This is a genomic window from Pseudomonas sp. GW821-FHT01A09 (assembly GCF_058986725.1).
Map to the genome: position 1 here is coordinate 1 of NZ_JBYSWB010000018.1, position 13816 is coordinate 13816.

Sequence of the window (13816 nt, forward strand, 5' to 3'; positions counted from 1 at the left end):
CGGCATCCATGCCGGCTATCCCTGCGCAAGCGCACCTCCACGCGGCCTGCTGAAAGGGGGCGGCGACCCCAAGGCCGACTCGAAAGCAGAACAGTGAGATTTGCGTTGCTGCTTCGAAAAAGCTTTTCTGGGGGGCACGCAAATCTGCGGACCACACCCCACTCTCAAATCCAGCCCAAAAAAAACCAAAAAAAAGCCCCGCCACAAAGGACGGGGTTGAGGCTCCGAGCGTGGCAGCTCGAAAATCGATCGCCCCCGACTAGCAGGGGCGATGTGCAGCGGGTTACAGCAGGATAGTGCGGATGTCACCCAGCAGGTCGCTCAGGCGCTTGGTGAAGCGCGCGGCGGCGGCGCCGTTGATCACGCGGTGATCGTAGGACAGCGACAGCGGCAGCATCAGCTTGGGCTGGAAGGCTTTGCCGTCCCACACAGGCTGGATGGTAGCCTTGGACACGCCGAGGATCGCCACTTCCGGGGCATTGACGATCGGCGTGAAGCCGGTGCCGCCAATGTGCCCGAGGCTGGAGATGGTAAAGCAGGCGCCTTGCATGTCGTCCGAAGACAGCTTCTTGGTCCGCGCCTTTTCCGCCAGGGCCGCCGCTTCGCCAGCCAGTTGCAGCAGGCTCTTCTGATCGACGTTCTTGATCACCGGCACCAACAGGCCATCCGGGGTGTCGACGGCGAAACCGACGTTGACGTATTTCTTGCGGATGATCGCTTTGCCGCTCGGCGCCAGCGAACTGTTGAAGTCCGGCAGCTCCTTGAGCAGGTGGGCGCAGGCCTTGAGCAGCAGCGGCAGCACGGTCAGCTTGACGCCGGCCTTTTCCGCCACGGCTTTCTGTGCGACACGGAAGGCTTCGAGCTCGGTGATGTCGGCCTGGTCGAACTGCGTCACGTGCGGCACGTTGAGCCAGCTGCGGTGCAGGTTGGCGGCGCCGACCTGCATCAGGCGGGTCATCGGCACTTCTTCGATTTCACCGAAGCGGCTGAAGTCGACGGTCGGAATCGGCGGGATGCCGGCACCACCGGTGGCGCCTGCGGCCGCGGCGGCCGGTGCTTCCTTGGCCTTCTGCATCATGGTCTTGACGTACGCCTGCACGTCTTCCTTGAGGATGCGACCGTGTGGGCCGGAGGCACCGACGGCGCTCAGCTCGACGCCGAACTCGCGCGCCAGCTGACGCACAGCCGGGCCGGCGTGAACCTTGGCGCCGGAAGCGGCTGCCGGGGCTGCGGCCGGCGCGGCAGCAGGTTTGGCAGCTTCAGGGGCAGCGGCAGGGGCGGCCGCAGCAGGAGCAGCAGCAGGAGCAGCAGCTGGTGCCGGAGCGGCTGTCGGTGCGGCGCCAGCGACTTTCAACTTGAGGATCAGGTCGCCGGTACCGACTTCGTCATCCAGCTTGACGCTGATGCTCTCGACCACGCCGGCAGCCGGCGATGGAATCTCCATGCTGGCCTTGTCGGATTCGAGGGTGATCAGCGATTGATCGACTTCGACGCTGTCGCCGACCTTGATCGACAACTCGATGATCTTGGCCTTGCCCGACGAGCCGATGTCCGGCACGTGGATGTCCTGAACGCTAGGCGCGGCAGGGGCTGCGGCCGGTGCAGCGGCAGGTGCCGGCGCGGCGGCAGCAGGCGCTTCAGCCTTGGCCGGGGCCGCAGCGGCAGGTGCGGCAGGTGCGGCACCCGCCACTTTCAGGACCAGGATCAGGTCGCCGGTGCCGACTTCGTCGCCGAGCTTGACGCTGATGCTCTCGACCACGCCGGCAGCAGGAGAAGGAATCTCCATGCTGGCCTTGTCCGATTCCAGGGTGATCAAGGATTGATCGGCTTCGACGGTGTCACCGACCTTGACCGAAATCTCGATGATCTGCGCCTTGCCCGACGAACCGATGTCCGGCACGTGGATGTCCTGGCTCGACGCCGCGGCAGCCGGCGCCGGAGCGCTGGCGGCAGGAGCGGGGGCCGCGGCTGGCGCTTCGGCCTTGGCTGCAGGTGCCGGAGCGGCCGCCGCAGGGGCTTCGGCAGCGTCTTCGACTTCCAGCTCCAGGACTTCGTCGCCTTCTTTCAGGCGATCGCCCAGCTTGACCTTGAGGCTCTTGACGACGCCGGCCTTGGGGGCCGGAATCTCCATGCTGGCCTTGTCCGACTCCAGGGTCAGCAGGCTCTGGTCGGCTTCGATGCGATCACCGACCTTGACCAGCAGTTCGATGACTTCACCTTCACCGCTGCCGATGTCGGGTACGCGAATGACTTCACTCACGGTGTTTCTCCTCAGCAGTCCAGTGGGTTGCGTTTTTCAGGGTCGATGCCGAATTTGACGATGGCCTCGGCCACCACCTTCGGTTCGATCTCACCCCGATCAGCCAAGGCTTCCAGCGCGGCCAGCACGACGAAGTGGCGGTCGACTTCGAAGAAGTGACGCAGCTTCTTGCGGCTGTCGCTACGGCCGAAGCCGTCGGTGCCCAGAACCTTGAATTCCTTGGAAGGAACCCACTGACGGATTTGCTCGGCGAACATTTTCATGTAGTCGGTAGACGCCACGACCGGGCCTTTGCGGCCAGTGAGGCACTGCTCGACGTAGGTCTGCGCTGGCTTCTGGCCAGGGTGCAGGCGGTTGCTGCGCTCGACGGCCAGGCCATCGCGACGCAGCTCGTTGAAGCTGGTGACGCTCCACACGTCGGCGCCGACGTTGAACTGCTCGCGCAGGATCTTCGCCGCTTCACGCACTTCGCGCAGGATGGTGCCCGAACCCAGCAGCTGCACGTGGTGTGCGGCGTCGCGGGTGTCTTCTTCGAGCAAGTACATGCCCTTGACGATACCTTCCTCGACACCGGCCGGCATGGCGGGCTGCTGGTAGGCTTCGTTCATTACGGTGATGTAATAGAAGATGTCCTGTTGCTCTTCGGTCATCTTCTTCATGCCGTCCTGGATGATCACCGCCAGCTCGTAGCCGTAGGTCGGATCATAGGTGCGGCAGTTCGGAATGGTGCCCGCCAGGATGTGGCTGTGACCGTCTTCGTGCTGCAGGCCTTCACCGTTGAGGGTGGTGCGTCCGGCAGTGCCGCCGATCAGGAAGCCACGGGTGCGGCTGTCGCCAGCGGCCCAGGCCAGGTCGCCGATGCGCTGGAAGCCGAACATCGAATAGAAGATGTAGAACGGCAGCATCGGCTGGTTGTGGTTGCTGTAGGAGGTACCGGCGGCGATGAACGACGACATGGCGCCGGCTTCGTTGATGCCTTCCTCGAGGATCTGGCCCTTCTTGTCCTCGCGGTAGAACATCACCTGGTCCTTGTCGACTGGCTCGTAGAGCTGGCCCACGGACGAGTAGATGCCCAACTGGCGGAACATGCCTTCCATACCGAAGGTACGGGCTTCGTCCGGGATGATCGGGACGATGCGGTGGCCGATTTCCTTGTCCTTGACCAGCTGCGAGAGGATTCGCACGAAGGCCATGGTGGTGGAGATTTCACGGTCGCCCGAGCCGTCCAGGATGGCCTTGAGGGTATCCAGTGGCGGTGTCGGGATGTTGAAGCTCTTGGCGCGGCGCTGCGGTACGAAACCGCCCAGTGCCTGGCGACGTTCGGCCAGGTAGCGCGCCTCGGCGCTGCCTTCTTCGGGCTTGAAGAACGGCAGGTTTTCGAGTTCGGAATCCTTGACCGGGATGTCGAAGCGGTCGCGGAATTTGCGCAGGCTGTCGACGTCGACCTTCTTGGTGTTGTGCGCGGTGTTTTTCGCTTCACCGGCACCGGTACCATAGCCTTTGATGGTCTTGGCCAGGATCACGGTCGGCTGGTCTTTGTGGTTGACCGCCTGGTGGTACGCGGCATAGACCTTGTACGGGTCATGGCCACCACGGTTGAGCTTCCAGATCTCGTCGTCGGTCAGGTCGGCGACCATGGCCTTGAGTTCTGGCGAATTGAAGAAGTGCTCACGGACGAACGCGCCGTCCTTGGCCTTGTAGTTCTGGTACTCGCCGTCGATGACTTCGTCCATGCGACGTTGCAGGATACCGTCGACGTCCTTGGCCAGCAGTGGGTCCCAGAAGCGGCCCCATACGACCTTGTTGACGTTCCAGCCACCGCCACGGAACACGCCTTCGAGTTCCTGGATGATCTTGGCGTTGCCGCGAACCGGGCCGTCGAGGCGCTGCAGGTTGCAGTTGATGACGAAGATCAGGTTGTCGAGCTTCTCGCGGCCAGCCAGCGAGATCGCGCCCAGGGATTCCGGCTCGTCGCACTCGCCGTCGCCCATGAAGCACCAGATCTTCTGCTTGCCGGCCGGGATGTAGCCGCGCGCTTCGAGGTACTTCATGAAGCGGGCCTGGTAGATCGCCTGGATCGGGCCCAGGCCCATCGACACGGTCGGGAACTGCCAGAAATCAGGCATCAGCCAAGGGTGCGGGTACGACGACAGACCGCCGCCATCCACTTCCTGACGGAAGTTGTTCATCTGGTCTTCGGTGATGCGGCCTTCCATGAAGGCGCGAGCGTAGACGCCCGGCGACGCGTGACCCTGGAAGTAGATGAGGTCGCCACCATGCTCGTCGGTCGGCGCCTGGAAGAAGTAGTTGAAGCCGATGTCGTACAGCGTCGCACTGGAGGCAAAGCTGGAGATGTGGCCGCCCAGATCCGAGTCTTTCAGGTTGGTACGCATCACCATGGCCAGCGCGTTCCAGCGTACCAACGAGCGAATGCGGCGTTCCATGAACAGGTCGCCAGGCATGCGTGCTTCGTGGGTGACGGGGATCGTGTTGCGATACGGCGTGGTGATTGCGTAAGGGAGCTGGGAACCGCTGCGGGTTGCCAGTTCGCCCATGCGGGTCATCAGGTAGTGAGCGCGGTCTTCGCCTTCTTTGTCGAGAACCGACTCCAGGGCGTCCAGCCATTCCTGGGTTTCGACGGGATCGAGGTCTTGCATGGCTTGCTCCAGGGCGGAAAGGCTTCCAGAATCGAAGCCTGAGTTTGCGACGGCCTTGTGGGCAGACGATATTGAATTCTTGGATGACCGGAGGGTAAGCCCGGCGGCGTGTAGTTTTACTACAAATTGATCTTCATTTCATGCTTTCGAGATGAAGGTGGGGTAGCGCTACTACACTGCGACGGCTTGTCGCCCCCTTTCGGGTTGTGAGAATAATCGATACGGCGACCAAAATATAAGCAATCGAGGGGCTGTACTGGATGAAATCTGCCAAAAAATCTCAACATTCAGCTATTTGCAACTTTTGTTCGACAGTCCGGCCATCGCCCTTCGCCCAGCTTCCCTCTCTTTCTGCCACCGATACGACGATCTAGGATAGACCATGAGCTTGCCTTCGCTGGTTGAAATCCCCGCCACTCTTGTCCCTTTGATCAGCCGCAATCGGCAGTCGTTCAAAGACGCTGTCGCCGCCCACGAACCTGCTGCAGACATTGATCAATGGAGCGCCGAGCGGTGGGCCGAATTCGATCGCGTGTGCGCGGCCAGCGACTTCGTCCTCGAGCAGGCGGTGCGTGAGCCGAGCCTGCTGCTCGAGCTGGTGGACAGCGGCGACCTGGACCGCAGCTTCGCCCCCGGCGAGCTGTGCGCCCAGGTCAGCGCTGCCGTTCGTCAGGCCGACAGCGAAGACGGCCTCGGCAGGACCCTGCGCCGCCAGCGCAGCCGCCATCAGGTGCGCATCGTCTGGCGCGACCTGACCCGCCAGGCCGATCTGGTGCAGACCTGCCGCGACCTGTCGGACATGGCCGACGCCTGTATCGATCAAGCCTACCAGTGGCTCTATCCACGCCACTGCCTGCAGCTCGGTACGCCCATCGGCCGGCGCAGCGGCGACGTGCAGCACATGGTCATCCTCGGCATGGGCAAGCTGGGGGCGGTGGAGCTCAACCTGTCTTCCGATATCGACCTGATCTTCGCCTACCCCGAAGGCGGCGAGACCGAAGGGGTCAAGCGCGCCCTCGACAATCAGGAGTTCTTCATTCGCCTTGGTCAGCGCCTGATCAAGGCGCTCGACCCGGTCACCGTCGACGGTTTCGTGTTCCGCGTCGACATGCGCCTGCGCCCCTATGGTTCGTCCGGCGCGCTGGTGCTGAGCTTCAACGCCCTGGAACAGTACTACCAGGACCAGGGCCGCGACTGGGAACGCTACGCCATGATCAAGGCCCGCGTGGTGGCCGGCGATCAGGTGGCCGGCGCGCAGTTGCTGGAGATGCTGCGCCCGTTCGTGTATCGCCGCTACCTGGATTTTTCCGCAATCGAAGCGCTGCGCACCATGAAGCAGTTGATCCAGCAAGAGGTGCGGCGCAAGGGCATGGCCGAGAACATCAAGCTCGGTTCCGGCGGTATCCGCGAGGTGGAGTTCATTGCCCAGGCATTCCAGTTGATCCATGGCGGCCGCGATCTGAGCCTGCAACAGCGGCCGCTGCTGCGGGTACTGTCGACCCTCGAAGGGCAAGGCTATCTGCCTGCCGCGGTGGTGGACGAGTTACGCGAAGGCTATCTTTTCCTGCGCTACACCGAGCACGCCATCCAGGCCATCGCCGACCGCCAGACGCAAATGCTCCCCGAGGGCGATCAGGATCGCGCACGCATCGCCTTCATGCTCGGCTTCGCCGATTGGGCGGGCTTCCATGAACGCTTGATGTTCTGGCGCAGCCGCGTGGATTGGCATTTCCGTCAGGTGATCGCCGACCCTGATGAAGAAGAGGACGACAGCGTGGTGGTGGGCGGCGAATGGCTGCCGCTGTGGGAAGACAGCCAGGATGAAGAGGCCGCCTGCCGACAGTTGGAAGACGCCGGCTTTCGCGACGCGCCGCAGTCCCTCAAGCGCCTCACCGACCTGCGTGGCAGCCCGCAACTGCGCGCCATGCAGCGCCTCGGCCGCGAGCGTCTGGATGCCTTCATACCGCGCTTGCTGGCCCAGGCCATCGAGCACGCGCACCCGGATCTGGTCCTCGAGCGGGTGCTGCCGCTGGTAGAGGCAGTGGCGCGGCGCTCGGCCTATCTGGTGTTGCTCACCGAAAACCCCGATGCCTTGCGTCGCTTGCTGACCCTGTGCGCGGCCAGCCCGTGGATCGCCGAGCAGATCACGCGCTTCCCGTTGCTGCTCGATGAGCTACTTAATGAAAGCCGCCTGTTCAATCCGCCCCAGGCGCTGGAGCTGGCGGCCGAATTGCGCGAGCGCCTGACCCGCATCCCCGAGGATGACCTCGAACAGCAGATGGAAGCCCTGCGGCATTTCAAGCTGGCCCACCGCCTGCGCGTCGCCGCCTCGGAAATCACCGGCAGCCTGCCCTTGATGAAGGTCAGCGATTACCTGACCTGGCTCGCCGAGGCGATCCTCGAGCAGGTGCTGGCCCTGGCCTGGCGCCAGACCGTGGCCCGCCATGGTGTGCCGATGCGCAACGACGGCAGCCTGTGCGAGCCGGGTTTCGTCATCATCGGTTACGGCAAGGTCGGCGGCATCGAGCTGGGCCATGGTTCGGACCTCGATCTGGTGTTCATCCACGATGGCGATCCGCAGGCGGAAACCGACGGTGCCAAGCCCATCGACGGCGCGCAGTTCTTCACCCGCCTGGGCCAGCGCATCATTCACCTGCTGACCGCGCAGACCAACTCCGGCCAGCTCTATGAAGTCGACATGCGCCTGCGGCCTTCGGGCGCTGCCGGGTTGCTGGTCAGCTCGCTGGGCGCCTTCTCCCGTTATCAGGAGGGCGAGGCCTGGACCTGGGAGCATCAGGCGCTGGTGCGCGCGCGGGTGCTGGTGGGCGCGGCGGATGTCGGCGCCGCATTCGAGCAGGTGCGCGCCCACGTGCTGGGGCGCAAGCGGGATGAAGCGAGCCTGCGCCAGGAGGTCAGCGAGATGCGCGCGAAGATGCGCGACAATCTGGGAACCCGCGCCACCCAGGCCGGAATGGGGGCCAACGCCTTCGACGCCAGCGCCTCATTCGACCTCAAGCAAGACGCCGGAGGTATCGTCGATATCGAATTTATGGTGCAATACGCCGCTTTGGCGTGGTCCAGGGCGCATCCTGAGCTGCTGCGCTACACCGACAACATCCGCATTCTGGAAGGGCTGGAAGAGGCCGGGCTGATGCCCCAGGCCGATGCCGCGCTGCTGCGTGAAGCCTACAAGGCCTACCGCTCGGCCGCGCACCGCCAGGCCTTGCAGAATCAGACCGGGGTCATTGCCGCAGACCAGTTCGGCACCGAGCGCCGCGAGGTGATGCGTATCTGGGCGCAGCTGGGGCTTGGTTGAGCCCGGCCCGACGCCTGCCCGATCGTTTCTGGAAAGAACATGAACATTCTGATCATTGGACCCAGCTGGGTTGGCGACATGGTGATGGCGCAGACACTGTTCCAGTGCCTCAAGCAACGCCACCCGGACTGCGCCATCGACGTGCTGGCCCCCGACTGGAGCCGGCCGATTCTCGAGCGCATGCCCGAGGTCCGGCGTGCTCTGAGCTTCCCGCTCGGCCACGGCGCCCTCGAGCTGGCCACCCGCAGGCGCATCGGCAAGTCGCTCAAGGGCCAGTACGATCAAGCGATCCTGCTGCCCAATTCGCTGAAGTCGGCGCTGGTGCCGTTTTTTGCCGGCATCCCCAAACGCACCGGCTGGCGTGGCGAGTTCCGCTACGGCCTGCTCAATGACGTGCGCACGCTGGACAAGGCCCGTTATCCGTTGATGATCGAGCGCTTCATGGCCCTGGCCTACGAGCCGGGCGCGCCGTTGCCGCAGCCTTATCCACAGCCGCGCTTGCAGATCGACGCCGACAGCCGCGCTGCCGCGCTGGCCAAGTTCGGCCTGGAGCTGGATCGCCCGGTGCTGGTGTTGTGCCCGGGCGCCGAGTTCGGCGAGGCCAAGCGCTGGCCCTCCGAACACTATGCCCAGGTGGCCGAGAACCGCATCCGTGAAGGCTGGCAGGTGTGGCTGTTCGGCTCGAAAAAGGACCACCCGGTGGGCGAGGCGATCCGCGAGCGCTTGATCCCGGGCTTGCGTGAAGAGTCGGTCAACCTCAGTGGCGAAACCTCGCTGGCCGAGGCGATCGACTTGATGTCCTGCGCCGAGGCGGTGGTGTCCAACGATTCCGGCCTGATGCACGTAGCCGCCGCGCTCAATCGGCCGCTGGTCGCCGTCTACGGCTCGACCTCGCCGGGTTTCACGCCGCCGCTGGCCGATCAGGTCGAAGTGGTGCGCCTGGGGCTGGACTGCAGCCCGTGTTTCGATCGCACCTGCCGATTCGGTCACTACAATTGCCTGCGACTGCTGGAGCCGCAGCGCGTGGTCTCAGCCCTGGAAACCCTGCAAGGCCCGGAACGGGTCGATGCGCTGGTCGAGGTCGACTGAAGTGCGGGTATTGCTGATCAAGACCTCATCGCTGGGCGATGTCATTCATACCCTGCCGGCCCTCACCGACGCTGCGCGGGCCATCCCCGGGATTCGTTTCGACTGGGTAGTGGAAGAAGGTTTCGCCGAACTGCCGAGCTGGCATCCTGCGGTAGACAAGGTCATCCCGGTGGCCATCCGCCGCTGGCGCAAAAACTTGTGGCAGACCCACAAGTCCGGCGAATGGAAGCTGTTCAAACAGCGCGTGCGCGAGCGCCATTACGACTTGGTGATCGACGCCCAGGGCCTGCTGAAAAGCGCCTGGCTGACACGCTACGTCAAGGCACCGGTGGCCGGCCTCGATCAAAAATCGGTGCGCGAGCCGATCGCCAGCCGCTTCTACGATCGTCGCCTGGCGGTCAGCCGCAATCAGCATGCGGTCGAGCGCTTGCGCCAACTGTTCGCCCTGGCGTTGGGCTACGATCTGCCCGCCAGCCTGGGCGACTACGGCCTCGATCAATCGCAACTGTTCACCGGCCCGGCGCTGCGGCCGTTCGTGATGTTTTTGCACGGCACCACCTGGGACACCAAGTTCTGGCCCGAGGCCTACTGGCGCGAGCTGGCCGAGCGCCTTGGGCTGGCCGGCATCGATGTGCGCCTGCCATGGGGCAATCAGGCCGAGCAGGCGCGCGCTTATCGCATCGCCACGGGCTTGAATAACGTCCATGTACTGCCCAAATTGAACCTGGCAGGGGTGGCCAAGGTGCTGGCCTCGGCCAAGGCCTGTGTGGCGGTCGATACCGGCCTGGGGCACTTGGCGGCGGCGCTGGACGTGCCCACGCTGTCGTTGTTCGGGCCCACCAATCCAGGGCTGACCGGCGCCTACGGCAAGGGCCAGGTGCACCTGGCGAGCGATTTCGCCTGCGCGCCGTGCCTGCAAAAGAACTGCACCTACCAACCCACGCCGGACGATCTGGCGAAGTTCAATATCAAGCGCGAGTGGCCCTTGTGCTTCACTCGCGTCAATCCCGAGCGTGTGGCAGGCCGACTGAGCGCGTTGTTATTGGCTGAGGATCTACGTTGATGCAACTGGCATTCGTGCTCTACAAATACTTTCCATTCGGCGGCTTGCAGCGCGATTTCATGCGCATCGCCCTGGAATGCCAGCAACGTGGGCATCAGATTCGCGTGTATACCCTGATCTGGGAGGGCGACGTACCTCCAGGCTTCGAGGTGCTGGTGGCGCCGGTCAAGGCGATCTTCAATCACCGGCGCAACGAGAAGTTGCTGGCGTGGATGCAGGCCGACCTGGCCAAACGCCCGGTCGATCGCCTGGTGGGCTTCAACAAGATGCCCGGCCTCGACGTTTATTACGCCGCCGACGGTTGCTTCGAGGACAAGGCGCAGACCCTGCGCAATGGCCTGTATCGGCGCTGGGGCCGTTATCGCCACTTCGCCGAATACGAGCGCGCGGTGTTCGCCCCGAATGCGAAAACCGACGTGCTGATGATTTCCGAGGTGCAGCAGCCGCTGTTCATCAAGCATTACCACACGCCGCTGCAGCGCTTCCATCTGCTGCCGCCGGGCATCGCCCTGGACCGTCGTGCCCCGGCCAATGCCGCGGAGATACGCGCCGAATTTCGTGGCGAGTTCATGCTCGAAGACGACGAACTGCTGATCGTGCAGATCGGCTCGGGGTTCAAGACCAAGGGCGTCGACCGCAGCCTCAAGGCCGTGGCCGGATTGCCATCGGCGCTGCGCAAGCGCGTGCGTATGCTGGTCATCGGTCAGGACGATCCCAAGGTGTTCCAGCTGCAAAGCGTGGCGCTGGGGCTGGGCGATCGGGTGCAGTTCCTCAAGGGCCGCAGCGATATTCCGCGTTTTCTGCTGGGCGCTGATCTGCTGATCCATCCGGCCTATAACGAGAACACCGGCACCGTGCTGCTCGAAGCGCAGGTGGCGGGTTTGCCGGTACTGGTCTCGGCGGTCTGCGGCTATGCCCACTACATCGCCGAGGCCGACAGCGGCCTGGTGCTCGACGAGCCGTTCGAGCAGGCGCAGCTCAATCGTTATCTCGAGACCATGCTCAGCGATGATGAGGCCCGCGCGGCCTGGTCGCGCAACGGCCTGGCGTTCGCCGACACGGCGGACCTCTACAGCATGCCGCAGCACGCGGCCGATGTGATTCTGGCGGAGCGCCCATGAAGCTCAAACTGGCCGAGCCGTTCCAGAGCCTGTGGGCCGGGCGCGATCCCTTTGTCGAAGTCGAAGGCCTGCAGGGCGTGGTGTACCGCGAGCTCGAAGCGCGGCGTACCTTGCGCACCGAAGTGGCGGGGCGCGGCTATTTCGTCAAGATCCACCGCGGCATCGGCTGGGGCGAGATCTTCAAGAACCTGCTCACCGCCAAGTTGCCGGTGCTGGGCGCCGGGCAAGAGTGGCTGGCGATCCAGCGCTTGCAAGAGGCCGGCGTACCGACCATGACCTCGGTGGCCTACGGCGAGCGCGGCAGCAACCCAGCCGATCAGCATTCGTTCATCGTCACCGAAGAGCTGGCGCCGACCATCAGCCTCGAGGATTACAGCCTCGACTGGGAGAAAAACCCGCCAGCGCCAGCCCTCAAGCGCGCGCTGATCGCCGAGGTCGCGCGCATGACCGGCATGATGCACCGCGCCGGGGTCAACCATCGCGACTGCTATATCTGCCACTTCTTGCTGCACACCGATACTGAGGTCACCCCGGAGCATTTCAAGCTTTCGGTGATCGACCTGCACCGCGCCCAGACCCGCTCGCGCATCACCCGTCGCTGGCGTGACAAGGACTTGGCCGCGCTGTATTTTTCGGCGTTGGGCATTGGCCTGACCCGCCGCGACAAGCTGCGTTTTCTCAAGGGGTATTTCCAGCAGCCGCTGCGCCAGATTCTCCGCGAAGAGGCGGGGTTGCTGGGCTGGCTGGATGGCAAGGCGAACAAGCTGCTCGACCGCAAGCAGCGTTATGGTGATGCCCTTTGACCGTGCCGATGTCTCCGCTTCATGGGCGCCTGATGCCCACAGTCCTTGCCGGGAGGCATGCTGATGCGTTTGTCTGAACTCAAGTCGCTGGGCCGTACGCCAGCGCTGCCGCTGGATATTCAACTGGCCGATGCCGCCGGTGCCGGGACCTTGCAATTGCTCAGCCTGCTGCGCGTGCTGCCGGGGCAGCGCTATGTCGGCGCGGCGGTGTGGCGCGGGCGCCCGGTGCTGGCCAAGTTGCTGGTGGGCAGCCGCGCGGCGCGGCATTTCCAGCGTGAAGTCGCCGGGGTCAAGGCGCTGGCCGCGCAAGGCTTGCCGACCCCTAAGCTGCTGGCCGATGGCTTGCAGGAAGGCGAGGGTGGCTGGTTGTTGTTCGAATTTCTGCCCCAGGCGCAGAGCCTGGCGCAGGCCTGGGCCGAGGTCGAAGCGCTGCCGATGCTCGCCGACGAGCAGCAAGCGGTGCTGGCGGAGGCCCTCACGGCGGTGGCGCAGATGCATGCCAAGGGCCTGTGGCAGGAAGACCTGCACCTGGACAACCTGCTGCGTGCCAACGGCCAGTTGTATCTGATCGACGGCGCCGGCATTCAGGTCGAGCAAGCCGGGCAACCGTTGTCGCGGCCCAAGGTGCTGGAAAATCTCGGGGTGCTGTTCGCCCAGCTGCCCAAGACGCTCGAGCCCTTTATCGAGGAATTGCTGGTGCATTACCTGCTGGCCAACGGTGAGCACGGCCTGCCGCTCGAAGCACTGCTCAAGCAGATCGACAAGGTCCGCCAGTGGCGCCTGCGCGATTTCATCGCCAAGGTCGGCCGTGAATGCAGCCTGTTCAGCGTGCGCCGCGGGGCTTTTGCCTTGCAGGCGATTCGGCGCAGTGAAGTGGCGGCGATGCTGCCGGTGCTGGAGCAGGCCGATGCCTTGCTCGATCAGGGCCTGCTGTACAAGACCGGCGGCGCGGCCACGGTCGGCAAGGTCGAGGCGGGCGGGCGTTTGCTGGTGATCAAGCGTTACAACATCAAGGGCGTGGGGCACTGGTTCAAGCGTTTCTGGCGGCCGAGCCGGGCCTGGCATTCGTGGGTCGAGGGTAATCGCCTGGCGTTCCTGGGCATCACCACGCCGGTGCCGCTGGCGGTGCTGGAGCGTCGATTCCTGTGGCTGCGGCGCAGTGCCTATCTGGTGACCGAATACTGCGCCGGGGCCGATGCCATTCGCCATCTGGAGCCGTACCGCGACAACGGCGAGATCCCCGAGGCCGAGCTGGCGGGGCTGCAGCAGTTATTCACTGATCTGATGCGCCAGCGCATCAGCCATGGCGACATGAAGGGTTACAACCTGTTCTGGCAGGATGGGCGCTGGGCGTTGATCGATCTGGATGCGGTATGTCAGCACGGCAGCGCGGGCAGTTTCGCTCCGGCATTCGAGCGCGATCGGGCGCGGTTCCTGCGTAACTGGCCGGCCAATAGTGCGCTGTATCGCGTGCTGGATGAGCAGTTGCCACGGTTGAACGGTTGAT

Annotated in this window: 8 protein-coding genes; 6 read left to right on the top strand and 2 right to left on the bottom strand. The window is 64.2% G+C overall.

The window, feature by feature from the left end; genetic code table 11:
• Positions 1-283 precede the first annotated feature (283 nt).
• Positions 284-2260 carry a dihydrolipoyllysine-residue acetyltransferase gene (gene aceF / locus AC3WJP_RS19410; protein WP_493720821.1) on the bottom strand — a complete coding sequence of 659 codons (1977 nt, stop codon included), beginning with the start codon at positions 2258-2260 and terminating at the stop codon, positions 284-286.
• Between the two features lie 11 nt (positions 2261-2271).
• Positions 2272-4917, bottom strand: a complete 2646-nt coding sequence (gene aceE, locus AC3WJP_RS19415) for a pyruvate dehydrogenase (acetyl-transferring), homodimeric type (protein WP_493720822.1) — start codon at positions 4915-4917, stop codon at positions 2272-2274.
• A gap of 382 nt (positions 4918-5299) precedes the next feature.
• Here aceE and glnE point away from each other — a divergent pair, with 382 nt between their 5' ends.
• From glnE to AC3WJP_RS19445, 6 genes are all read left to right on the top strand, one after another.
• The gene (gene glnE / locus AC3WJP_RS19420; RefSeq protein ID WP_493720823.1) at positions 5300-8233 is read left to right on the top strand and encodes a bifunctional [glutamate--ammonia ligase]-adenylyl-L-tyrosine phosphorylase/[glutamate--ammonia-ligase] adenylyltransferase; all 2934 of its coding nucleotides are present in this window, start codon (positions 5300-5302) and stop codon (positions 8231-8233) included.
• Between the two features lie 39 nt (positions 8234-8272).
• Positions 8273-9322, top strand: a complete 1050-nt coding sequence (gene waaF, locus AC3WJP_RS19425) for a lipopolysaccharide heptosyltransferase II (protein WP_493720824.1) — start codon at positions 8273-8275, stop codon at positions 9320-9322.
• Position 9323: 1 nt separating this feature from the next.
• On the top strand, positions 9324-10385 hold the full coding sequence (gene waaC, locus AC3WJP_RS19430; protein WP_493720881.1) for a lipopolysaccharide heptosyltransferase I: 1062 nt from the start codon (positions 9324-9326) through the stop codon (positions 10383-10385).
• Positions 10385-11506 carry a glycosyltransferase family 4 protein gene (locus tag AC3WJP_RS19435; protein WP_493720825.1) on the top strand — a complete coding sequence of 374 codons (1122 nt, stop codon included), beginning with the start codon at positions 10385-10387 and terminating at the stop codon, positions 11504-11506. Before waaC ends, AC3WJP_RS19435 begins: the two co-directional genes overlap by 1 nt.
• A complete protein-coding gene (gene rfaP / locus AC3WJP_RS19440; RefSeq protein ID WP_493720826.1) occupies positions 11503-12309 on the top strand; it encodes a lipopolysaccharide core heptose(I) kinase RfaP in 807 nt (268 codons plus the stop codon). The genes AC3WJP_RS19435 and rfaP overlap by 4 nt, the downstream gene beginning before the upstream one ends.
• A 63-nt stretch (positions 12310-12372) precedes the next feature.
• On the top strand, positions 12373-13815 hold the full coding sequence (locus AC3WJP_RS19445; protein WP_493720827.1) for a lipopolysaccharide kinase InaA family protein: 1443 nt from the start codon (positions 12373-12375) through the stop codon (positions 13813-13815).
• Position 13816 lies beyond the last annotated feature (1 nt).